Origin of the sequence: Streptomyces sp. NPDC091682 (genome assembly GCF_044756625.1) — a bacterium.
Lineage (GTDB): Bacteria > Actinomycetota > Actinomycetes > Streptomycetales > Streptomycetaceae > Streptomyces.
In genome coordinates this window covers 100,324-124,880 of sequence record NZ_JBIVTH010000009.1, presented here as the reverse complement: position 1 = coordinate 124,880, position 24,557 = coordinate 100,324, and the positions used below count along the sequence as shown (strand labels likewise).

The following is a 24,557-nucleotide window of genomic DNA, read 5'->3' as shown; positions in this document are numbered from 1 at the left end:
GGCGCGATCGGGTGCGCGGCCCGGACCCGCCTCACCCGATCCTCCCACGTCCGGAGGGGTTTCTCGGGCCCCGGTCCAGCTATCGGACGCCTGAGGCGTCAGCGGGCCCGCCGGCCGCGCTCGCGCTGCCAGGTGATCCCGTACCAGAGGACGACGGAAGCGAAGAGTCCGAGGATGAGCGCCTTGGCCCACAGGGGCAGGGTGCCGAACGCCACTCTGATCATGCTGAAGACGACGAAGGGGAGGTCCCACTTCGACGCGAGTACCTGGTCCGTGCTGTTCCCGTCCATGCCGCCCCCTGTGAATATGCAGGCGGAAAGCCTAACGGGCGGCGAGCGCCCGCTCTCCGGCGGCCCTCATGGCGGCGAGCGGCCCCGGGGTGCGGCCCGTCATCCGCTCGACCTGGAGCACGGCCTGGTGGACGAGGAGGTCGAGTCCGCCGAGGACCTGGCCGCCCTGCCGCGACCAGGCCGCGGCCAGCGCGGTGGGCCAGGGGTCGTAGAGGACGTCGAAGAGGGTGCCCGCCCCTTCGGGTACGGACGCCGCCAGGGCGTCGGTCGTACCGGCCGGAGTGGTGGCGATCACCAGGGGCGCGGACAGCGCCTCGGCCGCCGCGGACCAGTCGGCCGTGCGGACGGGCACGCCGAGCCGCTCGCCCCACTGCCGCATCTCGTCCGCCCGGGCCGCCGAGCGGACGTACGCCGTGACCTCCCCGGAGCAGATCCGCGCGAGCGCGGCGAGCGCCGAGGAAGCCGTTGCGCCGGCGCCGAGGACGGCCGCGGAGGACACCTTCTCGACGCCGCGCTCGTGGAGCGCGGCGACGATGCCGGGGATGTCGGTGTTGTCGCCGAGGCGCCGGCCGTCCTCGGTGAGGACGACGGTGTTGACCGTCTCGACGGAGGCGGCCGTGTCACTGATGCCGTCGAGCAGCGGGATGATCGCCCGCTTGAGCGGCATGGTCAGGGAGAGCCCGGCCCACTCGGGGCCGAGTCCTGCCACGAACTCCGGGAGCGCGGCCTCGTCGATCTCGAAGCGGTCGTACGACCAGTCGTCGAGGCCGAGCTCCTGATAAGCGGCGCGGTGCAGCACTGGTGAGAGGGAGTGCTCGATGGGCGAACCCAACACCGCGGCCCTTATGCGTGACATGTCCTGCTATCCGCCGTTCTTCTGCTTCTGCCGTTCCTGGAACTCGTTGGCCAGCTTGGTGTGCTCTTCGTAGGTCTTGGTGAAGGTCGTGGTCTTGCCGTCGACCGACACGAAGAACATCCAGCCACCGTGGTCCGGGTTGAGCGTAGCGGTCAGCGCGTCCAGGCCCGGATTGTCGATCGGCCCGGTGGGCAGTCCCCTGACGAAGTGCGTGTTGTAGGGGTGGTCGAAGGCCTGGGCTTCCTTCAGGTTGAAGTTGATCTCGCTCTGGTTCTTGACGTAGTTGTACGTCGAGTCGAACTGGAGCTTCTGGTTCGTGACGTCGTTGGTCTTCTTGAGGCGGTTGTAGACCACCTCGGCCATCTTCCGGAAGTCGTCGTGGTTCTTGCCCTCGGCGTTGACGAGGCTGGCGACCGTGACCACCTGGAGCGGATTCTCCAGGCCCAGCTCCTTGGCCTTGCCCTCGAGGCCCAGCTCCGTGTACTTGTCGGTCGCGTTCTTGACCATCTGCTTGAGCAGGGAGTCGGGGGTGCTCTCCTTGCTGAGGTCGTAGCGCGCCGGATACAGGAAGCCCTCGAGCGGGTCGATCAGCTTCGGGTTGTTGTTCGCCCAGGCGGGCAGGCCGAGGTTCTTGATCTCGCGCTTGGCGATCTCGGCGGTGGTGCCCTCCTGCTGGCCCAGCTTCTTGTCGATCGCCGCGTACACCGCACTGTTGCGCATGCCTTCGGTGACCGTGATCACGTTCAGCTTCGAGGGGTCGCTCATCACCTCGACCGCGGACGCGGCCGACATCTCCTTCCGGAGCGGGTAGACACCGGCCTGGATGGCCTTGCCCGGAGGGAGCTTGGACGCGGCGTCGACGAACGCCTGCCCGCTGGCGACGACGCCCGCCTTCTTGAGGATCAGGCCCATCTGCATGAGGCCCGAGCCCTTGGGGATCTCGACCTCGACGATCTCGCCGCTGCCCTCGCCCGCGAAGTCCTCGGCCGAGCTGAACCTGGCCTTGATGTAGTTGTAGCCGTAGTAGCCGCCACCGCCGACCACGCCGAGGATGACGACTGCGGCGACCAGGCAGGCCGTGCCGCTGCGCTTCTTGGGCTTGTCGCCCTTGGAGCGGCCGCCCCGGCGGCCGTCGCCGTCGTCGTCCCCCTCCCCGTCGTCGCCGTCACGGCCTCCACCGGCGGTGAGCAGGTCGCTCTCCGGCTCCTCCGCGGGCTCCGGCTCCTCGACGGGCTCCGGCTCCAGGTGACGCCGACCCGGGGGCTGTGGCGGCGCGTAGGCGTCTTCCGTGCTGTAGAGGTCGGGGGCCTCACCCGGGTAGCCCGCTGCGGGCTGCTGGGTGTAAGGGTCCACGCCCGCGTACGGGCCGCTCTGCACGGCCGCCGCGTACTGGCCCTGGCCGGTGTCCCAGCCCTGGTTGTCGTAGGCCGGCTGCTGCGGCTGCTGCTGCGGTTGCTGCGGGGCGTAGGCCTGCTGCTGCCCGGTGTACTGCTGCTGCTGCGCGTACTGGCCCTGCAGGTACTGCTGCGGCTGCTGCTGTGCCTGCTGCGGGTACTGCTGCTGCTGGTACTCCGGGTACTGCTGGTGCTGGGGGTACTGCTGCTGGTACTGCGGCTCCTGTGGGTATTCCTGCTGCTGCGGGGCACCGCCGTAAGGCACCTGGCCCTGCTGGGTCTGGTGCCCGGTCCACCCCTGGTCCCCGTAAAGGGGGTCCTCAGGGTGCCAGGGTTCGGGGCCACGGCCCCGGCCATAGTCAGTCATCGGTCCCCTAGAGCCGCGAGACGGAGGCCACGGACTCCATCATCCGTGGCAACCGGTTCCGCCTCTTTGACGGTGATCGACGGCTGTTCGAATGCCGTCTCATCGCGCGGAACGTTACCGTATCGCGATCAGACAACCACTTCGACGCACTCGCCAGGCGGATTACCCGATACCCGTTCGGTCTCAAGAGCGTTCTGAAGGATCACCACAGCGGCTGCCTGATCGATGACCGACCGGCCCTTCTTCGCGTTCTTCCCGGAGGCCCGAAGACCCTGGGCGGCGGTGACCGTGGTCATCCGCTCGTCCACCAGACGGACCGTCACCGGCTTGATGCCCTTGGCGAGTTCGTTCGCGAAGGCGCGCACCTTGGCCGCGGCCGGCCCCTCCCGCCCGCTGAGCGAGCGGGGAAGGCCGACCACGACTTCGAGGGGCTCGTACTCCTCGACGAGCTGCCGCAGCCGCCGGTGGGCGAAGGGGATGTCCCGGCCCGGAACGGTTTCCACCGGTGTGGCCAACACCCCGTCGGGGTCGCACGAGGCGACCCCGATACGGGCGTCACCGACATCGATGGCGAGCCGGCGGCCGCGGCGCAGAGTCATCGTCAGACCGTCTCTACGACGAGGCGCTCGACGGCGCTGATGGCCTCCGGCACGGCGGCCGGGTTCTGGCCGCCGCCCTGCGCGACGTCCGGCTTGCCGCCACCGCCGCCACCGAGGGTCTTGGCGGCCGTACGGACCAGGTCGCCCGCCTTGAGGCCGCGCTCGCGTGCGGCCTCGTTGGTGGCGATGACGGTCAGCGGGCGGTCGTTCGCCACGGTGAACAGGGCCACGACGGCCGGACGGTCGCCCTGGATGCGGCTGCGGACGTCGAGGACCAGCTTGCGCAGGTCGTCGGCGCCGATGCCGTCCGCCACCTGGCCGACGACGAGGGCGACGCCCTTGATGTCCTGGGCGTTCTGGGCGAGCCCGGCGGCAGCCTGGAGGACCTTCTCCGCGCGGAACTTCTCGATCTCCTTCTCGGCGTCCTTCAGCTTGCCGAGCATGGAGGCGATCTTCTCCGGCAGCTCCTCCGGACGGCCCTTGACCAGCTCCTGGAGCTGGGCGACGACCGTGTGCTCCTTGGCGAGGAAGTTGTACGCGTCCACGCCTACGAGGGCCTCGACGCGGCGCACGCCGGAGCCGATGGAGGACTCGCCGAGCAGCTTCACCAGACCCAGCTGGGCGGTGTTGCCGACGTGCGTGCCGCCGCACAGCTCCTTGGAGAAGTCGCCGATGGTCACGACGCGCACGCGCTCGCCGTACTTCTCGCCGAACTCGGCGATGGCGCCCTGCTTCTTCGCCTCGTCGATGCTCATGATCTCGGCGGTGACGTCGAGCTCGCGCGAGAGCACGTCGTTGATCTTCTGCTCGACGTCGGTGAGGACCGAGCCGGGGACGGCGTTCGGAGAGCCGAAGTCGAAGCGGAAGCGGCCGGGGCTGTTCTCGGAGCCGGCCTGGGCGGCGGTGGGGCCGAGGGCGTCGCGCAGCGCCTGGTGGGTCAGGTGCGTGGCCGAGTGGGCGCGGGCGATGGCCCGGCGGCGCTTGACGTCGATGGCGGCGTAGGCGGAGGCGCCCACCGTCACCTCGCCGACCTGGACGGAGCCCTTGTGCACGGAGACGCCCGGGACCGGCTGCTGGACGTCGCGGATCTCGATGACGGCGCCCGTGTCGAGCTTGATCCGGCCCTGGTCGGCGAGCTGGCCGCCGCCCTCGGCGTAGAAGGGGGTGCGGTCGAGGACGACCTCGACCTCGTCGCCCTCGGAAGCGGCGGGCGCGGAGACGCCGTTAACCAGCAGGCCGACGATGGTCGACTCGCCCTGGTTGGTGGCGTAGCCGGTGAACTCGGTGGCGCCGGAGCCGTCCGCGATCTCGCGGTAGGCGGACATGTCCGCGTGGCCGGTCTTCTTGGCCTTGGCATCGGCCTTGGCGCGGTCGCGCTGCTCCTGCATCAGGCGGCGGAAGCCGGGCTCGTCCACGGTCAGGCCCTGCTCGGCGGCCATCTCCAGGGTGAGGTCGATCGGGAAGCCCCAGGTGTCGTGGAGCAGGAACGCCTTGTCGCCGGAGAGGACGGTGCCGCCGGTGGCCTTGGTCTCGGTCACGGCGGTGTCGAGGATGTTCGTGCCGCCCTTGACGGCCTTCAGGAAGGCGGCCTCTTCGGCGAGCGCGACGGTCTCGATGCGCTTGCGGTCGGTGACGAGCTCCGGGTACTGCTGGCCCATCGTGTTGATCACGACGTCGACCAGGTCCTGAACGACGGGACCGGTGGCGCCCATGAGGCGCATGTTACGGATGGCGCGACGCATGATGCGGCGCAGCACGTAGCCGCGGCCCTCGTTGCCGGGGGTGACGCCGTCGCCGATGAGCATGACGGAGGTGCGGATGTGGTCGGCGACCACGCGCATCGAGACGTCGGTGTTCTTGGCGGCGCCGTACTGCACGCCGGTCAGCTCGGTGGCCTTGTCCATGACGACGCGCAGGGTGTCGGTCTCGTACATGTTCTGCACGCCCTGCAGGATCATCGCGAGGCGCTCGAGACCCAGACCGGTGTCGATGTTCTTCGACGGCAGGTCGCCGAGGATCGGGAAGTCTTCCTTCCCGTCGCCGGCGCCGCGCTCGTACTGCATGAAGACCAGGTTCCAGATCTCCACGTAGCGCTCGTCGTTGACGGCCGGGCCGCCCTCGACGCCGAACTCCGGGCCGCGGTCGTAGTTGATCTCCGAGCACGGGCCGCAGGGGCCGGGGACGCCCATGGACCAGAAGTTGTCCTTCTTGCCTAGGCGCTGGATGCGCTCGGCGGGCACGCCGATCTTCTCGCGCCAGATCGTCTCGGCCTCGTCGTCGTCGAGGTAGACGGTGATCCAGAGCTTCTCGGGCTCGAGGCCGTAGCCGCCGTCCGCCACCGAGCTGGTGAGCAGCTCCCAGGCGTACTTGATGGCGCCTTCCTTGAAGTAGTCCCCGAAGGAGAAGTTGCCGCACATCTGGAAGAACGTGCCGTGGCGGGTCGTCTTGCCGACCTCTTCGATGTCCGGCGTACGGACGCACTTCTGCACACTGGTGGCGCGGGGGGCGGGGGGCTTGGTCTCGCCGAGGAAGTACGGCTTGAAGGGAACCATGCCCGCGTTGACCAGCAACAGAGTCGGGTCGTCCGCGATGAGCGACGCCGAAGGGACAACGGCGTGACCGCGCTCCTCGAAGAAGCTCAGCCAGCGGCGGCGAATCTCAGCCGACTCCATCAGTGGTCCTCATTCCGGTCGTACGACAACTTAGGTCGGTAGGTGGTCTTGCGGTTCTCGATGGCCCGCAGCCGCCGCGGCCCGGGGAGGGCCGTGACGTTGTCGGGTCGATCGGGGTCCTGGTGGAGCCCCAATGCGTCGTTCAGCTCGTCCTCGCGCTGCGTCATTCCCGCTTTGACGTCGAGGGCGAAGTCCTTGAGGCGGTGTCCCGCCTCCACGGCCTTGTCGGCCGCCTGGGCGGCGAGGCTCTCCGGCGTCAGCTTCTTCAGCTGGCGGTTGACCTTGGTGGTGGCCCACACGCCGGCGGCTGCGCCTGCGGTGAACCAGAAGGCTCGGCGGAACATCGGCGGTCTCAGCCCTTCTGCTTCCGGCGCCGGGCGGCCGGCACCGTACGTCCAACGATCACGGTTCGTCGGGATGTCTTCGGCGGCGTGCCTCCCGACGCCCCGGCGTCCCCCTTGCCCAGCGCCTTGCGGACGCCGTAGCCGAAGGCCGCGACCTTCACCAGCGGCCCGCCGAAGGCGGTGGCCACGGTGGAGGACAGTGCCGAGGCGTTGGAGGTGACCTCTTGCACGTCGCTCGCGATGGCGTCGACCCGGTCGAGCTGGGTGCGCGCGGAGCGGACGGTGGTGGAGGCGTCGGCGAGCAGCGGAACGGCCTGGTCGGTCACGTCGGCCACCAGCTTGGTGGCCGCCCTGAGCACCTGGGCCAGCCTCACCAGGGCCACGGCGAGGAAGGAGATCAGGATGGCCCAGAAGACGGCCACGATGATCCCGGCCACCTCTACACCGGACACGTCACACCGCTCTCTGTCTGTACCGGAACCGCAGGACTATTCGCCCTCCGACCCTATCGCGCCGGAGATCCTCGGCCGTACCGGAAATCCGTGAGGACCGGACCCGTCTTGAACGCAGCGCATCCGGACCAGTACCCTCCGTGTCCCATGGGACAGACACCCCTTCGAAGTACTGCCGGGGGCAATCTTCCCTCGGAGCTGGGCCGGTTCATCGGGCGGGGTGGCGAACTCGCCGAGGTGGGGCGGCTCCTGGAGCGCTCGCGGCTCGTGACGGTGACCGGCGTGGGCGGAGTGGGCAAGTCCCGGCTCGTGCTCGCTGCGGCCCGGGCCGCGGCCGAGGGACCGAAGGAACGCTACTGTGACGGCGTCCGGCTGGCCGAGCTGTCGACCGTACGGGATCCCGCACTGCTGGAGCTGGCCCTCGCCGAGGCCCTGGAGCTGACCGACCACACCACCCGGCCACCCCGGACGGTCCTGGCCGAGCACCTGGCCGGACGCCGGCTACTGCTGGTGTTGGACGGCTTCGAGCAGCTGGTCGACGAGTGCGCCGACCTGGTACGGGAGCTGCTGCGCCGCTGTCCCGGCCTGTGCGTCCTCGCGGCCGGCCGGCGGCCGCTGGCCCTGGACGGGGAGTCGGTCTTCCCCCTGGCCCCGCCGGCCGCCGAGGAGGCACTGGCCCTGCTGGCGGCGCGGGCGTCCGCGGCCGACCCGGCCTTTGCGGTGACCGCGGAGAACCGGGCCGCGCTGGTCGAGCTGTGCGCCCGCCTCGACGGGATCCCGCTGGCCCTGGAGCTCGCGGCGGGCCGGCTGCGGACGCTGTCCCCCGCGCAGGTGCTGGCCCGGCTGGAGGACCGCTTCGCGCTGTTGACGGGTGGTGCGCGCGGCGGGCTCGCCCGGCACCGGGCGCTGCGGACCGCGATCGGCTGGAGCCACGAGCTGTGCACGCCCGCGGAGCGGCTGCTGTGGGCGCGGCTGTCGGTGTTCGCGGGGCAGTTCGAACTCGACGCCGCCGAATACGTGTGTGCGGGTCCGGATCTGCCGGTGGAGACCGTGCTGGACCTGGTTGGGGAGCTGCTCGCCCAGTCGCTGCTGGTTCGGGAGGAGACGCCCGCCGGGGTGCGTTTCCGCATGCTGGAGACCGTACGGGTGTACGGGGCGGGGTGGCTGGAGTCGCTGGGCGACGCCGGACGCCTGCGGCGGCGCCACCGGGACTGGTACGTGGGGCTGGCGACGTGGTGCGAGCTGGACTGGTTCAGCCCGCGCCAGCAGGAGGTGGCCGCGCTGGTGGAGGCGGAGCTGCCGAACATCCGGCTCGCCCTGGAGTGCTGTCTGGACGAGCCGGACGAGACGCACCTGGGCCAGTACTTGGCGGGGACGCTGTGGTTCTACTGGGCGGGCTGCGGGCGCCTGACCGAGGGGCGGCAATGGCTGGACCGGACCCTGGAGCCGGCGGACCGGGCGGTGGAGTACGAGACCTCGCGGCTGAAGGCCCTGTGGGTGCTCGGCTACGTCGCGGCCCTCCAGGGGGACGCGGCGGCCTCGATGAGCGCCCTGTACGAGTGCCGGGACGGGGCGGCGCAGAGCGGGGACCAGGTCGCGGCGGCCTACGCGGTGCACCGGATGGGCTGCCTGGCGCTGGTATCGGACGACATGGCGCGGGCCCGGGAGCTGCTGGGCGCGGCGCTGGAGCAGTACCGGGCCGCCGGCGAGCTGAACAGCAACGTGTTGATGTGCCAGGTGGAGCTGGGGATGGCGCTGGCCTTCCTCGGTGACCTGCCGGGCGCGCTCGCGCTGTGCGGGGAGGTCCGGGAGATCTGCGAGGAGCGCGGGGAGCGCTGGACGAAGGCGTACGCCCTGTACGTCCTCGCGTACGCGGCCCTCGAAGCGGGGCGCACCCGGGAAGCTCGGCGGCTGCTGACCGAGTGCGTGACCATCAACCACGTCTTCCACGATCTGGTCGGGCTGGTGCTCGCGCTGGAGCTGCTCGCGCTGGTCACGGTCGCGGAGGGGGACGCGGCCGAGGCCGCGGTGCTCCAGGGTGCGGCGGAGCCGATGTGGGGCGGGGTGGGGTTGCAGCTGTTCGGCTCGGGGTACTTCAACGCCCCGCGGCTGATGTGCCGGGAGCGGGCGGGCGAGCTGCTGGGCGCCGAGCGCTACGCGGCGTACGAGGCCGAGGGCCGGGAGCTGAGCCGTGAGGCGCTGGTCGGGCGGGCGTTGCGCGATCCGGAGGAGCGCGGCGCCGGCGGAGTGCCGCGGCAGGCGGGGCGGCCGCGCGGCTCCCGCGTGTCGACGGGCACGGCGGCGGAGCAGCCGCAGCCCTGAGGCCGGGCCCGGAAACGGAGGAGGAACGGAAAACCCGCCGCCCCCGGAGGGGACGGCGGGCTGACCAGCCAGTGAGACTAGGCCTGCATCAGCGGGCGTAGTACTCGACGACGAGCTGCTCGTCGCAGATGACCGGGATTTCCTTGCGGTTCGGGTCGCGGTCCAGGCGGAAGGCCAGGGCCTTCAGGTTGACCTGCAGGTAGCGCGGGGTCTCGCCCTCGCCTGCGTAGCCACCCTCACGGGCAACCTGGAACGGAACCTTCTCGCGGCTGCGCTCGCGCACGGTGATGACGTCGTCCGGACGGACACGGAACGACGGCTTGTCGACCTTGTCGCCGTTGACCTCGATGTGGCCGTGAACGACCATCTGGCGGGCCTGGTAGATGGTGCGGGCGATGCCCGAACGCAGGACCAGGGCGTCGAGGCGACGCTCGAGCTCGACGACCAGCGCCTCGCCCGTCTTGCCTTCGGCCTTCTTGGCGCGGTCGTACGCGCGGGCCATCTGACGCTCAGAGATGTCGTACTGAGCGCGCAGACGCTGCTTCTCCAGCAGACGGACCTTGTAGTCCGAGTTCTGCTTGCGGCCACGGCCGTGCTCGCCCGGCGGGTAGGGGCGGGCCTCAAAGTACTTGACGGCCTTCGGGGTCAGCGCAATGCCGAGGGCACGCGACTTCTTGACCTTGGGTCGCTTCTGGTTCACGGGGAACCTACCTCCATGTAAGTTAGGTGAGGCTTACCTTAGCGAGGAGGACGTAATGTCTCGACCACATGGGATCCCCCTGCCCAGTGCGCAACGCAGTTCGGATTCCAACGAAACAGAATCCGCTTGCGCCGACGATAAGCAAGGTCAGCCGCGTCCCAGGGAAGGCGTTCGGCAGCTCACCGGAGCCGAACGCGTACGAACCCTCGTAGAGTCCAACGCCTCAGTATCCCTCACGCTGATCGGTGCTCGTGACACTCACGATGCCGAGGAGTTCGGGACAGGGCTGCCGGTCGCGCGGACCGTCACCCCGGACGGGGACGTGATTCTCCTTGTTTCCGGGGAATCCACGGCTGCCAGGGCAGCCGCTCACGCCCAGGACGACGACCTCACCGCCGTGATCGAGATCACGGACGTGGCGCCGGTGTCCGTGCCCCATCGTATCCGAGGCCGCGCCTGGCTGGCCGGGTGGCTGACGCCGGTGCGCGGGGACGACCGCGCGGCCTGCGCGGCGCTGCTCGCGGAGCGGCAGCCGGTGGGCGAGCTGCTGGGCATGCGGGAGTCCCTCGACGCCCCCCACGCCGGACGCCCGGCCTGGATGATGCTGCGCCTGGAGGTCGGCGAGATCTCGGTGGACGACCTGTGGGGCGCCGAGCACGTCGACCCGGACGACCTGGCCGCCGCGGAGCCGGACCCGATGGTCGCGCACGAGTCGGAGCTGCTGCAGCACCTGCACTCCGCCCACGGCGACCGGCTCGGCGAGCTGGGCGGCCTGCTCGGTGCCCGCGAGGCCCGCGGGATGACCGCCGTCCCGCTCTCCCTGGACCGACTGGGGCTGCGGGTCCGCTTCACCGGCGGCCCGGCCGGCTCCTTCGACGCCCGCTTCGACTTCCCGGAGCCGGTCGCGGACATCTGCGGCCTGCGCCGGGCGATGCACTCCCTGTTCTCGGCCGCTTCGTACTAGAGACAGGTCGTTGGCGTACTCCAGCCGGCGCCGCGGGGTCCGGGCGTACGCGCCGCCGCGCCGGGCGGCGCCGAGCGCGACGACGTGGTCGGTCAGGACCCGGCGCCCCGGAGGCGCTCGCGGACCTTCTCGACCACGTCGGCGTAGCGGGCCTCCGCGCCGTACCGCGTCGGCTCGTAGTACCGCTTGCCCTGGATCTCGTCCGGTGCGTACTGCTGCGCCGCGATCGCGCCCGGCACGTCGTGCGGGTACACGTACCCCTGCGCGTGCCCCAGCTTCGCCGCGCCCTTGTAGTGCCCGTCCCTCAGGTGCGGCGGGACCGATCCGGCCAGGCCCGCCCGTACGTCGGCCAGTGCCGCGCCGATCGCGGTCGTGGCGGTGTTCGACTTGGGGGCCAGCGCCAGGGCGATCGTGGCGTGCGAGAGGGTCAGGGCCGCCTCCGGGAAGCCGATCATCGCCACCGCCTGGGCCGCGGCCACGGCGATCGGCAGGGCCGTCGGGTCCGCCAGGCCGATGTCCTCGCTCGCGGAGATCATCAGGCGGCGGGCGATGAACCGGGGGTCCTCCCCGGCGTCGATCATCCGGGCCAGGTAGTGCAGTGCGGCGTCGACGTCCGAGCCGCGGATCGACTTGATCAGCGCGCTGGCCACGTCGTAGTGCTGGTCTCCGTCCTTGTCGTACCGGACCGCCGCCCGGTCGACGGCCTCCTCCAGCGTCTGGAGGGTGATCTCGTCCTCGCCCTTGGCGATGGCCGACCCGGCGCCCGCCTCCAGTGCCGTCAGCGCCCGCCGGGCGTCGCCGCCGGCGATCCGCAGCAAATGGGCCTCGGCGTCCGCCGGGAGGGTGACGGCCCCGCCCAGGCCCCGCCCTTCGGTGAGCGCGCGCCGCATCAGGTCGCTCAGGTCCTCGTCCGTGAGCGGTTCCAGCGTCAGCAGCAGCGAGCGGGACAGGAGCGGGGAGATGATCGAGAAGTACGGGTTCTCGGTGGTGGCCGCGATCAGCGTCACCCAGCGGTTCTCGACGGCGGGGAGCAGCGAGTCCTGCTGCGCCTTGCTGAACCGGTGGATCTCGTCGAGGAAGAGGACGGTCTCCTTGCCGTAGCCGCCGGCCGCCCGCTTGGCGCCCTCGATGACGGCCCGTACCTCTTTGACGCCCGCCGTGATGGCGGAGAGCTCCACGAAACGCTTCTGCGTGGCCTGGCTGACCACGTACGCCAGCGTCGTCTTCCCGATGCCGGGCGGGCCCCAGAGGATCACCGACGAGGCACCGGCCGGGCCGCCGGCCCCTTCCCCGACGAGGCGCCGCAGTGGTGATCCGGGCTTCAGCAGGTGCTGCTGGCCGACGACCTCGTCCAGGGTGCGCGGGCGCATCCGGACGGCGAGCGGGGAGCTCGCCGGGTCCTTCTCCTGGCGGTCTTCGGCAGCGGCGGTGAACAGGTCTGGTTCCACACGGGAAGCCTATGCGAGCCCACCGACAGGGCCGCCCGCGCTCAGGAGGTCCAGAAGTCCCACCAGCGGGTCAGGATCAGCATCCCGATGATCCCGACGTGCAGGACGGGCAGGACCCAGGTGAACTCGTCGAGGAAGGCCTTGAGCCAGCCCGGGGCCGGCAGCAGCCCCTCGCGGACGTTGTGCGCGGTGACGTACCAGAACATGAAGATCGTGGCGACCCAAGCCAGGCAGCACCACAGGCAGAGGGAGTTGATGTTGTAGAGCGACTGGTACATGAGCCAGGTGCAGAAGACGACGCCGAAGAGGGTGCCGGCGTTGAAGGTCAGCCAGTACCAGCGGCGGAACGAGGCACCGGCCAGCATGCTCATGCCGACGCAGATCACGATGCCGTAGGCGACGAGTCCGAGCATCGGGTTCGGGAAGCCGAAGGCCGATGCCTGATCGCTCGTCATGATGTTGCCGCAGGAGACGATCGGGTTGAGGCTGCAGGCGGGCTTGAAGGTCGGGTCCTCCAGCAGCTTGAACTTGTCGATCGTGATCACCCAGGCGGCGAGCAGGCCCGCGGCTCCGGTGATCACCAGCAGCAGGGCCAGGGCCCGGCTCCCCCCGACGGTCCTGCCCCGGGCGGTGTCCGCGTCCGCGCTTCGTGTCGTCATACCGCCCGCTCCACATCTGCCAGGTGATCAAGCACGGGCCATTGTGCCGTACGAGCCTGTGAACGGACGGGGCCGGGGAAAGATCCCCGGCCCCGTCCCGTGCGCGTGCGAAGCGTCGCCGTCAGGCGAGGCGGGCCCGGACCGTGTCGACCAGCTCGTCGACGGGCACGGCCGCCTGCTCGCCGGACTCCATGTCCTTCAGCTGGACGACGCCCTCGGCGAGGTCCCGCTCACCGACCACGACCGCGAAGCGGGCACCGCTCCGGTTCGCGTCCTTCATGGCGCCCTTGAGGCCCTTGCCGCCGTAGGACATGTCGGCCGCGACGCCCGCCTTGCGCAGCTGCGTCACCAGGCCGAACACGGTCGCCTTGGCCTCTCCGAGGGCCACGGCGAAGACCGTGGTCGTCGCCGGGATGTCCAGCTCGATGCCCTCGGCCTCCAGGGCCAGGACCGTGCGGTCCACGCCGAGCGCCCAGCCCACCGAGGGCAGGGCCGGTCCGCCGATCATCTCGGACAGTCCGTCGTACCGGCCGCCTCCGCCCACCGCGGACTGCGCGCCCAGACCGTCGTGGACGAACTCGAAGGTGGTGCGGGTGTAGTAGTCCAGTCCGCGCACCAGCTTCTCGTCGTCCTCGAAGACGACGCCGGCAGCCGTGATCAGCTCCCGCACCTCCTCGTGGTACGCCTTGCAGGCGTCGCACAGGTAGTCCCGCAGCACGGGGGCACCGACGAGCTGCTTCTGCACCTCGGCCCGCTTGTCGTCGAGCACGCGCAGCGGATTGATCTCGGCCCGGCGGACGGTCTCCTCGTCGAGGTCGAGGCCGCGCAGGAAGGTCTGGAGCGCCTCGCGGTAGACCGGGCGGCACTCCTTGTCGCCGAGCGAGTTCAGCAGGATGCGGAAGTTCGACAGCCCGAGGGTGCGGTAGGCCTGGTCGGCCAGGATGATCAGCTCGGCGTCCAGGGCTGGGTCCTCGGAGCCGATCGCCTCGGCACCCACCTGCGAGAAGTGGCGGTAACGACCCTTCTGCGGTCGCTCGTAGCGGTAGTAGGAGCCCGAGTACCAGAGCTTGGCCGGGAGGTTGCCCTGCTTGTGCAGGCTGGCCTCCAGGGCCGCGCGCAGCACGGAGGCGGTGCCCTCCGGGCGCAGGGCGAGGTTGGTGCCACCCTTGGTGGTGAGGGTGAACATCTCCTTCGTGACGATGTCGGTGGACTCGCCGACACCTCGGGCGAACAGGTTCACGTCTTCAAAGCCCGGCGTCTCGATGTAGCCGTACCCGGCCTTGCGCAGCGGGGCGGAGATGGCGTCGCGGACCGCCAGGTACTTGGCCGAGTACGGCGGGATCAGGTCGTACGTGCCCTTGGGGGCCTTGAAAGTGCTCACGAAACTCTCGTCACATTCCTCGTCGTGGAGCGGCGGTGCCGTCTCCGAGCCCGGCGGCGACTTCCCGAAGGTACGGGTTGGTCGCGCGCTCGCGGCCGATGGTGGTCTGGGGACCGTGGCCGGACAGCACCACGGTCGAGTCGTCGAGCGGCAGGCACACGCGGCCCAGCGATTCGAGGATCTCGGCGTGGGAGCCGCCGGGCAGGTCGGTGCGTCCGATGGAGCCGGCGAAGAGCAGGTCGCCCGAGAAGAAGACCGGCGGGACGTCGGCCAGCTCGGGCATCCGGAAGGTCACCGACCCCTTGGTATGGCCCGGCGCGTGCGTCACGGAGAAGTCCATTCCGGCCAATTTCAGGGTGGCGCCGTCGGCCAGTTCTCGTACGTCGTCCGGCTCCCCCACGGTCAGCTCGCCCATGAGCGGCATCCCGATGGAGCGGCCGAGGGCCTTCTCCGGGTCGCTCATCATGTAGCGGTCCTCGGGGTGGATCCAGGCCGGTACGTCGTGTGCTCCGCACACCGGGACCACCGAGGCCACATGATCGATGTGGCCATGGGTCAGCACGACCGCGACGGGCTTGAGCCGATGCTTCTTCAGCGTCTCCTCGACGCCCCGGGCGGCCTGATGGCCCGGGTCGATGATGACGCACTCCTCACCGGCGGCGGGGGCGACCACGTAGCAGTTGGTGCCCCAAGCGCCTGCGGGGAACCCGGCAATCAGCACGTTCGTCCTCAATCATCATCAGGCGGGAGGTCGTAGACAGGAATCCTGCTGCTCAGAGCCTACCGGCGCCGCTCATTACACAGCGAACCCATATACGGTACGGCCTTAGCCCAGCCCGGACAGCAGTATCAGACACGTACAAGGAGACGACCCGGTGGTCACGAGCGATCAGCGGCGGCGACAGCTCGCCAGGGAGAAGTACGAGCGCCAGCAGAAGCGCCGCGCCGAGGCCCGGAAGAAGGGGCGCCAGCGTGCGGCGGTGATCGGCGCGGCCGTGGCCGTGGTGATCGCGACGCTGGTCGGCCTGATCGTGGGCGGTGTCTTCGACAAGGACAAGAAGGACCAGGCCGCGGACCCGTCCGCGAACCCCTCGGCATCGGCGAGCGAGCCCGCGCCCAAGCAGTCCCCCTCGCCGGAGATGGCGATCGACCAGAAGGCGAAGTACACCTTCGCGCTGAAGACCAGCGCGGGTGACATCAACTTCGCGATGGACGCGGCCAAGACCCCGCAGACCGTGAACTCCTTCAAGTCGCTCGCCGACAAGGGCTACTTCGACAACACCAAGTGCCACCGGCTGACGGCCGGCGGGATCTTCGTGCTCCAGTGCGGCGACCCTGAGGGCACCGGCCGCGGCGGCCCGGGCTACAACATCCCGGACGAGAACCTGGACTCGCTGGGCAAGGCCGACGCGAACGGCCAGGTCGTCTACCCGGCCGGCACGGTGGCGATGGCGAACACGGGCCAGCCGGGCTCGGGCGGCAGCCAGTTCTTCCTGGTCTACAAGGACAGCCCGCTGGCGCCGACGTACACGCCGTTCGGCAAGATCGACGCGGCCGGCCTCAAGGTCCTCGAGGAGATCGCGAAGGCCGGTACGGTCGACGGCGGCCAGGACGGCGCTCCCAAGACCGAGGTGAAGATCGAGAAGGGCACGGTCACGCAGAACTGACCCGGTGCGCCGACCCCGGGCCCGGCCGGCCCGCATCCCGTACGCCGATATTGCGTCGTGCGTGATGCGGACAGCCGGCCCGGCGGTCGCCTATGTTGGCGTTGTGCAGGGCGGGCGCTGCCCGCCCCAGGAAACTGTGGACGATGCCCAGGGGGTGAACCCCTCGCAAGGCATCAGGTGGAGGAGGCGCTGTGAGCAGCGACCCGTGGGGCCGAGTCGACGAGACGGGCACCGTGTACGTGCGTACTTCCGATGGCGAGCAGGTCGTCGGATCGTGGCAGGCCGGCACCCCTGAGGAGGCCCTGGCCTATTTCGAGCGCAAGTACGAGGGCCTGGTGGTCGAGATCGGCCTCCTCGAAAAGCGGGTGCGGACCACTGATCTGTCCGCCAAGGACGCCCAGACGGCGATCGACCACCTGCGTACGCAGGTGGAGGAGCACCATGCCGTGGGTGACCTGGACGCCCTGCGCGTGCGGCTGGACAAGCTGGTCACGACCGTGGAGTCCCGGCGCGAGGAGCGCAAGGTAGCGAAGGCCAAGCAGACGGACGAGGCCCGCGCGGCCAAGGACGCGCTGGTCGTCGAGGCCGAGCAGCTGGCCCAGAGCGACCAGTGGCGCAGTGCGGGTGAGCGGCTGCGCGCCCTGGTGGACATCTGGAAGGGGCTGCCGCGGCTGGACCGCAAGTCGGACGACGAGCTGTGGCACCGGTTCTCCCACGCGCGCTCGGCCTTCTCCAAGCGCCGCAAGGCGCACTTCGCCTCGCTGGACGCGCAGCGCGAGGATGCCCGCAAGGTCAAGGAGAAGCTGGTCGCCGAGGCCGAGTCGCTGTCGAAGTCGACCGACTGGGGTCCGACGGCGGCCCGCTACCGCGAGCTGATGGCCGACTGGAAGGCGGCGGGCCGGGCGCAGCGCGAGTCCGAGGACGACCTGTGGAACCGGTTCCGCGGTGCGCAGGACGTGTTCTTCGCGGCCCGCAGCGAGGTCTTCGCGGAGCGTGACGCCGAGCAGATCGAGAACCTGAAGCTCAAGGAGGAGCTGGCCGACGAGGCCGAGAAGCTCGTGCCCGTGACGGACCTGAAGGCGGCCCGTGCCGCGTTCCGCTCCCTCAACGAGCGCTGGGAGGGCATCGGTCACGTGCCGCGGGACGCCCGGCCGAAGGTCGAGGGCCGCATGCACTCGGTCGAACGGGCGATCCAGGAGGCCGAGGAGGGCGAGTGGCGTCGTACGAACCCGGAGGCGCGGGCCCGTGCGGCCGGTCTGACGGGCCAGCTCCAGGCGGCGGTGGACAAGCTGCGTGAGCAGATCGACGCGGCACGCGCGGCGGGCAACAACGCCAAGGCCGACAAGCTGTCGCGCGAGCTGGAGGGCCGCCAGGCCCTGCTGGACCAGGCCCTGAAGGGCCTGGAGGAGTTCGGCGGCTGATTGCGCTGATTGCCGCCCCCGGCGCCGGAACCGGTGCCTCGGGCGGTCTTCACCAAAGGGGCGGCCCCGGTACGCGGAACGCGTACCGGGGCCGCCCTTCGTGTGGTGTACCCACGGCGGCGTGCCTACGGCCGCCTGGCCGAGGTCACGCGGTAGACGTCGTAGACGCCCTCGACGCCCCGGACGGCCTTCAGGACGTGCCCCAGGTGCTTGGGGTCGCCCATCTCGAAGGTGAACCGGGAGGTGGCCACCCGGTCGCGGGAGGTCTGGACGGCCGCCGAGAGGATGTTGACGTGCTGGTCGGAGAGGACCCGGGTGACGTCCGACAGCAGCCGGGACCGGTCCAGGGCCTCGACCTGGATGGCGACCAGGAAGACCGAGGACTGGGTGGGCGCCCACTCGACCTCGAGCATCCGCTCGGGCTGCTGGGAGAGCGAGTCGACGTTGACGCAGTCCGCGCGGTGAACCGATACGCCGCTGCCGCGCGTGACGAAGCCGATGATCGGGTCGCCCGGTACCGGGGTGCAGCAGCGGGCCAGCTTGACCCACACGTCCTCGACGCCCTTGACGACGACGCCCGGGTCCGCGTTGGTGCGCCGCTTGCGGCCGCGCGCCGGCGGGATCGATTCCTCGATGTCCTCGTTGGCCGCCTCCTCGCCGCCGAGGGCCGCCACCAGCTTCTGTACGACGCCCTGCGCGGCCACGTGGCCCTCGCCGATCGCCGCGTACAGGGAGGAAATGTCGGGGTAGCGCATCTCGTGCGCGAGGGTCACGAGCGAGTCGCCGGTCAGGATGCGCTGGATCGGCAGGTTCTGCTTGCGCATGGCCCGGGCGATGGCGTCCTTGCCGTGCTCGATGGCCTCGTCGCGGCGCTCCTTGGAGAACCAGGCGCGGATCTTGTTGCGGGCCCGCGGTGACTTGACGAAGCCGAGCCAGTCGCGGGACGGGCCGGCGCCCTCGGCCTTGGAGGTGAAGACCTCGACCAGGTCGCCGTTGTCGAGCGTGGACTCGAGCGGGACGAGCCGGCCGTTGACCCTGGCCCCTATCGTCCGGTGGCCGACCTCGGTGTGGACGGCGTACGCGAAGTCCACGGGGGTGGCTCCGGCGGGCAGCGCGATGACGTCGCCCTTGGGGGTGAAGACGAAGACCTCGTTGCGGGAGAGGTCGAAGCGCAGCGAGTCGAGGAACTCGCCCGGGTCCTCGGTCTCCTTCTGCCAGTCCAGCAGCTGGCGCAGCCAGGCCATGTCGTTGACCGTGTCCTGGCCGGCGCTGCCCTTGGCGGCCTGCGGGACGTCGGTGCGGACCTTGGAGGTGCCGGCGACGGTCTGCTGCTTGTACTTCCAGTGCGCGGCGATGCCGTATTCGGCGCGGCGGTGCATGTCGAAGGTGCGGATCTGCAGCTCGACGGGCTTGCCGCTGGGTCCGATGACCGTCGTGTGGAGCGACTGGTACATGTTGAACTTGGGCATCGCGATGTAGTCCTTGAACCGGCCGGGGACCGGGTTCCATCGCGCGTGCACGGTGCCCAGGGCCGCGTAGCAGTCCCGGACGGTGTCGACGAGGACGCGGATGCCCACCAGGTCGTAGATCTCCGCGAAGTCACGGCCGCGGACGATCATCTTCTGGTAGACGCTGTAGTAGTGCTTCGGGCGGCCCGTCACGGTGGCCTTGATGCGGGCGGCCCTGAGGTCGACCTGCACCTCGTCGGTGACGACGGCGAGGTATTCGTCGCGCTTGGGCGCGCGCTCGGCGACCAGGCGCACGATCTCGTCGTACATCTTCGGGTAGAGGATCGCGAAGGAGAGGTCTTCGAGCTCCCACTTGATCGTGTTCATGCCCAGCCGGTGCGCCAGCGGGGCGTAGATCTCGAGGGTCTCGCGGGCCTTCTTCTCCTGCTTCTCCCGCTTGAGGTAGCGCATGGTGCGCATGTTGTGCAGCCGGTCGGCGAGCTTGATGACCAGGACGCGCGGGTCCTTGGCCATCGCCACGACCATCTTGCGGACGGTCTCCGCCTGGGCGGCCTCGCCGAACTTCACCCGGTCCAGCTTGGTGACGCCGTCGACGAGGAGGGCCACGGCGTCGCCGAAGTCACGGCGCAGGTCTTCGAGGCCGTACTCGGTGTCCTCGACGGTGTCGTGCAGCAGACCGGCCATGAGGGTGGCGGGGTCCATGCCGAGCTCGGCGAGGATGGTGGTCACCGCGAGCGGATGGGTGATGTACGGGTCGCCGCTCTTGCGCTTCTGGCCGCGGTGCCAACGTTCGGCCACCTGGTAGGCCTGCTCCAACTGGCGCAGCGTCGACGTCTCGATCTTCGGGTCGTTGCTGCGGACTATGCGGAGCAACGGCTCCAGCACCGGGTTGTACGGGTTCGAGCGCTGCACGCCGAGCCGGGCGAGACGGGCGCGCACCCGGTTGGAGGACCCGGCGGACTTCGACGGCGCGGGCTTGACCGGCGGCACCGGCGGGGCCGGCGGGGGCGTGGCGGGGGCCGCCGTGGTCTGCTCGGCCTGCGGGTCGGGCTGCGCGGCGGAGATTGGCTGGACCTCGTCTGGCAAGAGCGCTCCTCACGGGGGTCCCCCCGAACGGCGTCTGGGGGAGGATCCGGTGCCCGTGTCCGGTCCGGACAACCCATGGTAGCGAGCGTTGCGTCACCCCGTTCCCCGAGGCCCCGCCGGTGTGCGGGGATGAGCCGCGGATCTCGTCAGCCCCGTCGGCATTTGAGGCGCGCGGGTCCGGGGGCGCCCCCCGGCAGCGGCGCCGCACACGAAAGCGGCGGGCACCCGGAACCTCCCGGATGCCCGCCGCCTCGGCAGAACAGAACTCAGACCACGATCAGCGCGTCCAGCGGAGCCTCGCCCAGCGCGGGCGCCAGCTTGGCCCGCCCGGGGAGGAAGGACAGCTCCATCAGCACCGCCACGCCCGCGACCTCCGCACCGGCCCGCCGGATCAGCGAGAGCGAGGCCTCGGCCGTACCGCCGGTGGCCAGCACGTCGTCGATGACCATGACCCGGTCACCGGCCGACAGGTCCTCGGCGTGGACCTCGATCTCCGCGGTGCCGTACTCCAGCTCGTACGACTGCGCGAGCGTCGCGCCCGGCAGCTTTCCGGCCTTGCGCACCGGCACGAAGCCGATCCCGGCCTGCACGGCGACCGGAGCCGCGAGGATGAACCCGCGCGCCTCCAAGCCGACGATCTTCGTCGCGCCGTACCGGCCGGCCAGCTCCACCAGTGCGTCCGTCAGCGCGGCGAACGCCTCGGGGTCCGCCAGCAGCGGGGTGATGTCCTTGAACATCACGCCCGGCTTCGGATAGTCCGCCACGTCCTTGATCCGGCTGAGGAGCAGCTCCCGGGCGTCCTCGGACAGCGGCGCGGTCAACGTCGCCGCCCCGGCCGGCCCTGCGCCACGACCTGCGGCTCGTCCTCGGCCGCGTAGGCCTCGTCCGGGGACTCGCCCTTGGCCGCCGCGGCCGCCCGCTTGGCGAGCACCCGCTTCTTGAGCGCCTTCATCGCCGGCTCGCGCTCCTTGAGGTCGACGACCAGCGGGGTCGCGATGAAGATCGAGGAGTACGCACCGGCCGCGAGGCCGACGAACAGCGACAGCGAGATGTCGTTCAGCATGCCGGCGCCCAGGAAGCCACCGCCGATGAACAGCAGCGCGGCGACCGGGAGGAGCGCGACGACCGTGGTGTTGATCGAGCGGACCAGGGTGCCGTTGATGCTGCGGTTGGCGACCTCGCTGTACGTCCAGCGGGTCTGCTTGGTGATGTCCTTCGAGCCCTCCTTGAGACCGTCGAAGACGACGACGGTGTCGTAGAGGGAGTAACCGAGGATCGTCAGCAGACCGATGACCGTGCCCGGCGTGACCTCGAAGCCGACGAGCGCGTACACACCGACGGTGATGGTGAGGTCGTGGATCAGCGCGATCAGCGCCGCGACCGCCATCCGCCACTCGAAGGCGATGGCCAGGTAGATCACCACGAGGACCATGAAGACGCCGAGACCGGTCCAGGCCTTGTTCGCGATCTGCTCGCCCCAGCTGGGGCCGACCAGGTCGGCGTTGATGTCGGCCTCGCTGACCTTGAGGTCGGCGGCGAGGGTCTTCTTGACGTCGGTCGCGGCGGCGGTGTCCAGACCGGAGATCTGGATGCGCAGGCCGCCGGTGCCGAGCTGCTGGACGATCGCGTCGTGGCCCGAGGCCTTCTCCGCTACTTCCGTCGCCTTGGCCACGGAAATGGAGGACTTCGAGGTGGTGAAGACGGCACCGCCCTTGAACTCGATGCCCATGTTGAGGCCCTGGACGGCCAGGGCGACGATCGCCGTGATGGTGATCAGGATGGAAACGCCGTACCAGAGAAAGCGCTTGCCGACGAAGTCGTAGCCGACCTCACCGCGGTACAGCTTGGCGCCGAGATCTCCCAGCTTCGACATCTCTCACGCCTCCTTTGCGTCGACGGGGGCGGGGGCGGAACCGGTACGGCGGGACCGGCGGAGCGGAGGCTTGGCGCCCAGCCGCTTCGGGTCCAGCCCGGACCACGGGTGACCGCTGGCGAAGAACTTCGTACGCGCCACCAGTGTCATGACGGGCTTGGTGAAGAGGAACACCACGACCACGTCGAGCAGGGTCGTAAGACCCAGTGTGAACGCGAAGCCCTGGACCTTGCCCACCGTGACGATGAACAGCACCGCGGCGGCCAGGAACGACACGAAGTCGGAGACCAGGATCGTGCGACGGGCGCGCGGCCAGGCGCGCTCGACGGCCGGACGCAGTGTGCGCCCCTCGCGGATCTCGTCGCGGATGCGCTCGAAGTACACGATGAACGAGTCCGCCGTGATGCCGATCGCCACGATCGCACCGCAGACCGCCGGCAGGTTCAGCGCGAAACCGATGCCCTTTCCGAGCAGCGACATGATCGTGTAGGTCAGGATCGCGGAGACCATGAGGCTGACGATGGCGATGAACGCCAGGCCCCGGTAGTACACCAGCAGGTAGATCACCACGAGGAGCAGGCCGATGGCGCCGGCGATCAGGCCGGCCTTCAGCTGCTCGCCGCCGAGCGCGGCGGTGACGGTGGTGACGCTGTCCTCGGTGAAGGTGAGCGGCAGGGCGCCGTACGAGAGCATGTTGCCCAGGTCCTGCGCGGACTGCTGGGTGAAGCCGCCCGAGATCTCGGCGTTGCCGCCGGTCAGCGCCTGGCTCACGGAGGGGTCGGAGATGACCCGCCCGTCGAGCACGATGGCGAACTGGTTCTGCGGCATCTGCTTGGTGGCCAGCTCACCGGTGATCTTGGCGAACTTGTCGGCGCCCTTGTCGGTGAACTGCATGGTGACGATCCACTGGCCGCGCTGGGGATCGATCTGACCCTTGGCGTCCTTCACGTCCTGGCCGTTGACCTGGGCCGGACCGAGGATCCACTTGCCCCAGGCGGTACCGCGCTGGCCGCAGGCGACCATCGGCTCCTCGGGCTTGGCGCCCGCGCCGGCGGCGGCGCGCTGCGCCTCGTCGTTGCAGTCCAGCGCCGCGAACTTGGCCTGGAGGGCCGCTGCGGCGGCCTCGTCGCCGGTCGCCGGCGCGGAGGCGGATGCGGAGGGCGACGGGGCCTTGGTGTCGTCTGCCTTCTTCGACTCGCTCGCCGAGGGCGAGGGAGTGGGCGCGGCCGGGGCCTTGAGGGCCTCGCTGAGCGCACGGCCCTGGGAAGTGGCGCTGGACGACGGGCTGGCGGAGGGGCTGGTCTTGCCGTCTCCGGCCTTGGGAGCGCCGGAGCCGCTCGCGGACGGGCTCGGGCTCGGGCTCGCAGTGCCCTCGGGAGCGGCCGGGGAGCCGTCCGCGAAGGCGAGCACCGGGCGGAAGTACAGCTGGGCGGTGGTACCGACCTGCTCGCGCGCCTGCTGCTCGTTCGTCCCCTTGGGGATGTTCACGATGATGTGGTCGCGACCCTGGGTCTGGACCTCCGCCTCGGACACGCCGAGACCGTTGACGCGGCGGTCGATGATGCCGACCGCCGTGTTCATGTTGGTCTCGTTGATGGCGCTCTCTTTGCCGGGCTCGCTCTTGGCCTTGAGCGTGATGCTCGTGCCGCCGGCGAGGTCGATGCCCAGCCTGGGAGTCGTCTGCTTGGAGAGGAACATCCCAGCGGTGAGCGCCACCATCGCGATCAGGATGATCGCCAGGGCGCGCCCCGGCCTCCCCTGAGCCCCCGTGGGCCGCCGGCCCTTCTTCGGTGCTGCCACCTTGTCGTTTCTCCCTGTCCAACCGTCCCGCGCCGGGTCAGCGCGGGGACGGCCACGAAATGTGTGGTGGGGACCCCTGCCCCCCGCAGAAGTGTCACAGACGGGGACCGTGCCGGTCGCCGGTCGGGCGCCTCCACGGTCCCCCGCGGCGCGTTACTTCGCGCCGGCCTCGCCGTCGGACTTGCCGTCCTTGGGCTCGCCGTCGCCCTTGGGCGCGTCCTCGTCCTTCTTGCCCAGGTCGAGCCCCGGAGCCTCGTCCTCGCCCTTGGTGAGGTCCGTCTTCGGGGCATCGGTCAGCGAGGAGGCGTCGTCCGGGACGACCGGCGTGTCGGTCGCCTCGTCGTCGTCGATGCCGTGGACGATGCGGTTGTACTCCGCGTCCTCCAGAACGGCACCGATGGCGTTCTTCGCGAAGATCGCGTGGACGCCGGGAGCCAGCTCCAGGGTGACCGTGTCGTCACCGATCTCCTTCACCGTGGCGTACATGCCGCCGATGGTGCGGACGCCGGTGCCGGGCGTCATGTGGTCGCGCATCTGCGCGGCTGCCTGCTGCTTCTTCTTCGCGGAGCGGGTCATCAGGAACATCGCCCCGATGAGCACGATGAACGGGAGGAGTGTCACGAGATTCACGGGACGGAGATCCTTCGCACGACCGCACGCGGACGGCGGCCTTTTCTACGGGGGTGGGCACACCGACCCGAAGGGTCGGCATCGGCGGAGTCTAGGCGAGTCCGCACCGATGGAACAACGCCCAGCATGGCACCGCAGTTCCTGAGGGGTCGAACCTCCGCGC

Annotated in this window: 21 protein-coding genes; 4 read left to right on the top strand and 17 right to left on the bottom strand. The window is 70.2% G+C overall.

What is annotated here, in order from left to right:
- Positions 1-98: 98 nt before the first annotated feature.
- From ACIQK6_RS21850 to ACIQK6_RS21820, 7 genes are all read right to left on the bottom strand, one after another.
- Positions 99-290 (bottom strand): hypothetical protein, encoded by a 192-nt coding sequence (locus ACIQK6_RS21850; RefSeq protein WP_329104010.1) that lies wholly within the window; start codon positions 288-290, stop codon positions 99-101.
- Between the two features lie 31 nt (positions 291-321).
- The gene (locus ACIQK6_RS21845) at positions 322-1,146 is read right to left on the bottom strand and encodes a shikimate dehydrogenase (protein ID WP_329104008.1); all 825 of its coding nucleotides are present in this window, start codon (positions 1,144-1,146) and stop codon (positions 322-324) included.
- A gap of 6 nt (positions 1,147-1,152) precedes the next feature.
- On the bottom strand, positions 1,153-2,907 hold the full coding sequence (gene mltG, locus ACIQK6_RS21840) for an endolytic transglycosylase MltG (RefSeq protein WP_402695284.1): 1,755 nt from the start codon (positions 2,905-2,907) through the stop codon (positions 1,153-1,155).
- A 128-nt stretch (positions 2,908-3,035) separates the two neighbouring features.
- Positions 3,036-3,506 carry a Holliday junction resolvase RuvX gene (gene ruvX / locus ACIQK6_RS21835; protein ID WP_150256582.1) on the bottom strand — a complete coding sequence of 157 codons (471 nt, stop codon included), beginning with the start codon at positions 3,504-3,506 and terminating at the stop codon, positions 3,036-3,038.
- Between the two features lie 2 nt (positions 3,507-3,508).
- The gene (alaS, locus tag ACIQK6_RS21830) at positions 3,509-6,178 is read right to left on the bottom strand and encodes an alanine--tRNA ligase (RefSeq protein ID WP_329104004.1); all 2,670 of its coding nucleotides are present in this window, start codon (positions 6,176-6,178) and stop codon (positions 3,509-3,511) included.
- Positions 6,178-6,522 carry a DUF6167 family protein gene (locus tag ACIQK6_RS21825; protein ID WP_329104002.1) on the bottom strand — a complete coding sequence of 115 codons (345 nt, stop codon included), beginning with the start codon at positions 6,520-6,522 and terminating at the stop codon, positions 6,178-6,180. The genes alaS and ACIQK6_RS21825 overlap by 1 nt, the downstream gene beginning before the upstream one ends.
- Positions 6,523-6,530: 8 nt before the next feature.
- A complete protein-coding gene (locus tag ACIQK6_RS21820; protein ID WP_329104000.1) occupies positions 6,531-6,974 on the bottom strand; it encodes a DUF948 domain-containing protein in 444 nt (147 codons plus the stop codon).
- 147 nt (positions 6,975-7,121) lie between these two features.
- Between ACIQK6_RS21820 and ACIQK6_RS21815 the strand changes: the two genes are divergently transcribed.
- A complete protein-coding gene (locus ACIQK6_RS21815; RefSeq protein WP_329103999.1) occupies positions 7,122-9,296 on the top strand; it encodes a regulator in 2,175 nt (724 codons plus the stop codon).
- 88 nt (positions 9,297-9,384) lie between these two features.
- Here the strand turns inward: ACIQK6_RS21815 and rpsD are convergent, their stop codons facing one another.
- Positions 9,385-9,996 (bottom strand): 30S ribosomal protein S4, encoded by a 612-nt coding sequence (gene rpsD, locus ACIQK6_RS21810; RefSeq protein WP_008740451.1) that lies wholly within the window; start codon positions 9,994-9,996, stop codon positions 9,385-9,387.
- Between the two features lie 241 nt (positions 9,997-10,237).
- Here rpsD and ACIQK6_RS21805 point away from each other — a divergent pair, with 241 nt between their 5' ends.
- Positions 10,238-10,960, top strand: a complete 723-nt coding sequence (locus ACIQK6_RS21805) for a DUF2470 domain-containing protein (protein ID WP_402695348.1) — start codon at positions 10,238-10,240, stop codon at positions 10,958-10,960.
- Between the two features lie 92 nt (positions 10,961-11,052).
- Here the strand turns inward: ACIQK6_RS21805 and ACIQK6_RS21800 are convergent, their stop codons facing one another.
- From ACIQK6_RS21800 to ACIQK6_RS21785, 4 genes are all read right to left on the bottom strand, one after another.
- Positions 11,053-12,408: a replication-associated recombination protein A gene (locus ACIQK6_RS21800; RefSeq protein ID WP_329103994.1), complete on the bottom strand. Its 1,356-nt coding sequence runs from the start codon at positions 12,406-12,408 to the stop codon at positions 11,053-11,055.
- A 41-nt stretch (positions 12,409-12,449) separates the two neighbouring features.
- Positions 12,450-13,067, bottom strand: a complete 618-nt coding sequence (locus tag ACIQK6_RS21795) for a vitamin K epoxide reductase family protein (RefSeq protein WP_329103992.1) — start codon at positions 13,065-13,067, stop codon at positions 12,450-12,452.
- A 121-nt stretch (positions 13,068-13,188) separates the two neighbouring features.
- Positions 13,189-14,448 (bottom strand): histidine--tRNA ligase, encoded by a 1,260-nt coding sequence (gene hisS, locus ACIQK6_RS21790; RefSeq protein ID WP_329103990.1) that lies wholly within the window; start codon positions 14,446-14,448, stop codon positions 13,189-13,191.
- Positions 14,449-14,458: 10 nt separating this feature from the next.
- Positions 14,459-15,169, bottom strand: coding sequence for an MBL fold metallo-hydrolase (locus ACIQK6_RS21785; RefSeq protein ID WP_402695283.1), 711 nt, complete (start codon positions 15,167-15,169; stop codon positions 14,459-14,461).
- Positions 15,170-15,323: 154 nt separating this feature from the next.
- On the opposite strand from ACIQK6_RS21785, the gene ACIQK6_RS21780 reads away from it, so the two are divergent.
- Both ACIQK6_RS21780 and ACIQK6_RS21775 read left to right on the top strand, forming a co-directional pair.
- On the top strand, positions 15,324-16,115 hold the full coding sequence (locus ACIQK6_RS21780; RefSeq protein ID WP_329103987.1) for a peptidylprolyl isomerase: 792 nt from the start codon (positions 15,324-15,326) through the stop codon (positions 16,113-16,115).
- 191 nt (positions 16,116-16,306) lie between these two features.
- A complete protein-coding gene (locus ACIQK6_RS21775) occupies positions 16,307-17,536 on the top strand; it encodes a DUF349 domain-containing protein (RefSeq protein WP_329103985.1) in 1,230 nt (409 codons plus the stop codon).
- 125 nt (positions 17,537-17,661) lie between these two features.
- On the opposite strand, the gene ACIQK6_RS21770 is transcribed toward ACIQK6_RS21775, so the two are convergent.
- The 5 genes from ACIQK6_RS21770 to yajC form a co-directional block, all read right to left on the bottom strand.
- On the bottom strand, positions 17,662-20,091 hold the full coding sequence (locus ACIQK6_RS21770) for a bifunctional (p)ppGpp synthetase/guanosine-3',5'-bis(diphosphate) 3'-pyrophosphohydrolase (RefSeq protein ID WP_329103983.1): 2,430 nt from the start codon (positions 20,089-20,091) through the stop codon (positions 17,662-17,664).
- 266 nt (positions 20,092-20,357) lie between these two features.
- On the bottom strand, positions 20,358-20,912 hold the full coding sequence (locus ACIQK6_RS21765; protein ID WP_329103981.1) for an adenine phosphoribosyltransferase: 555 nt from the start codon (positions 20,910-20,912) through the stop codon (positions 20,358-20,360).
- On the bottom strand, positions 20,909-21,964 hold the full coding sequence (gene secF / locus ACIQK6_RS21760; RefSeq protein ID WP_329103979.1) for a protein translocase subunit SecF: 1,056 nt from the start codon (positions 21,962-21,964) through the stop codon (positions 20,909-20,911). The genes ACIQK6_RS21765 and secF overlap by 4 nt, the downstream gene beginning before the upstream one ends.
- A gap of 3 nt (positions 21,965-21,967) precedes the next feature.
- Positions 21,968-23,764 carry a protein translocase subunit SecD gene (gene secD, locus ACIQK6_RS21755; protein ID WP_329103977.1) on the bottom strand — a complete coding sequence of 599 codons (1,797 nt, stop codon included), beginning with the start codon at positions 23,762-23,764 and terminating at the stop codon, positions 21,968-21,970.
- A 153-nt stretch (positions 23,765-23,917) separates the two neighbouring features.
- The gene (gene yajC / locus ACIQK6_RS21750) at positions 23,918-24,394 is read right to left on the bottom strand and encodes a preprotein translocase subunit YajC (protein WP_329103975.1); all 477 of its coding nucleotides are present in this window, start codon (positions 24,392-24,394) and stop codon (positions 23,918-23,920) included.
- Positions 24,395-24,557 lie beyond the last annotated feature (163 nt).

Excerpts from the sequence above, each read along its gene's own strand:
- secF (WP_329103979.1), bottom strand. The coding sequence starts at position 21,964 with ATGTCGAAGCTGGGAGATCTCGGCGCCAAGCTGTACCGCGGTGAGGTC.
- ACIQK6_RS21850 (WP_329104010.1), bottom strand. The coding sequence starts at position 290 with ATGGACGGGAACAGCACGGACCAGGTACTCGCGTCGAAGTGGGACCTC.
- ACIQK6_RS21825 (WP_329104002.1), bottom strand. The coding sequence starts at position 6,522 with ATGTTCCGCCGAGCCTTCTGGTTCACCGCAGGCGCAGCCGCCGGCGTG.
- ACIQK6_RS21795 (WP_329103992.1), bottom strand. The coding sequence starts at position 13,067 with ATGACGACACGAAGCGCGGACGCGGACACCGCCCGGGGCAGGACCGTC.
- mltG (WP_402695284.1), bottom strand. The coding sequence starts at position 2,907 with ATGACTGACTATGGCCGGGGCCGTGGCCCCGAACCCTGGCACCCTGAG.
- ACIQK6_RS21815 (WP_329103999.1), top strand. The coding sequence starts at position 7,122 with ATGGGACAGACACCCCTTCGAAGTACTGCCGGGGGCAATCTTCCCTCG.
- alaS (WP_329104004.1), bottom strand. The coding sequence starts at position 6,178 with ATGGAGTCGGCTGAGATTCGCCGCCGCTGGCTGAGCTTCTTCGAGGAG.
- ruvX (WP_150256582.1), bottom strand. The coding sequence starts at position 3,506 with ATGACTCTGCGCCGCGGCCGCCGGCTCGCCATCGATGTCGGTGACGCC.
- ACIQK6_RS21845 (WP_329104008.1), bottom strand. The coding sequence starts at position 1,146 with ATGTCACGCATAAGGGCCGCGGTGTTGGGTTCGCCCATCGAGCACTCC.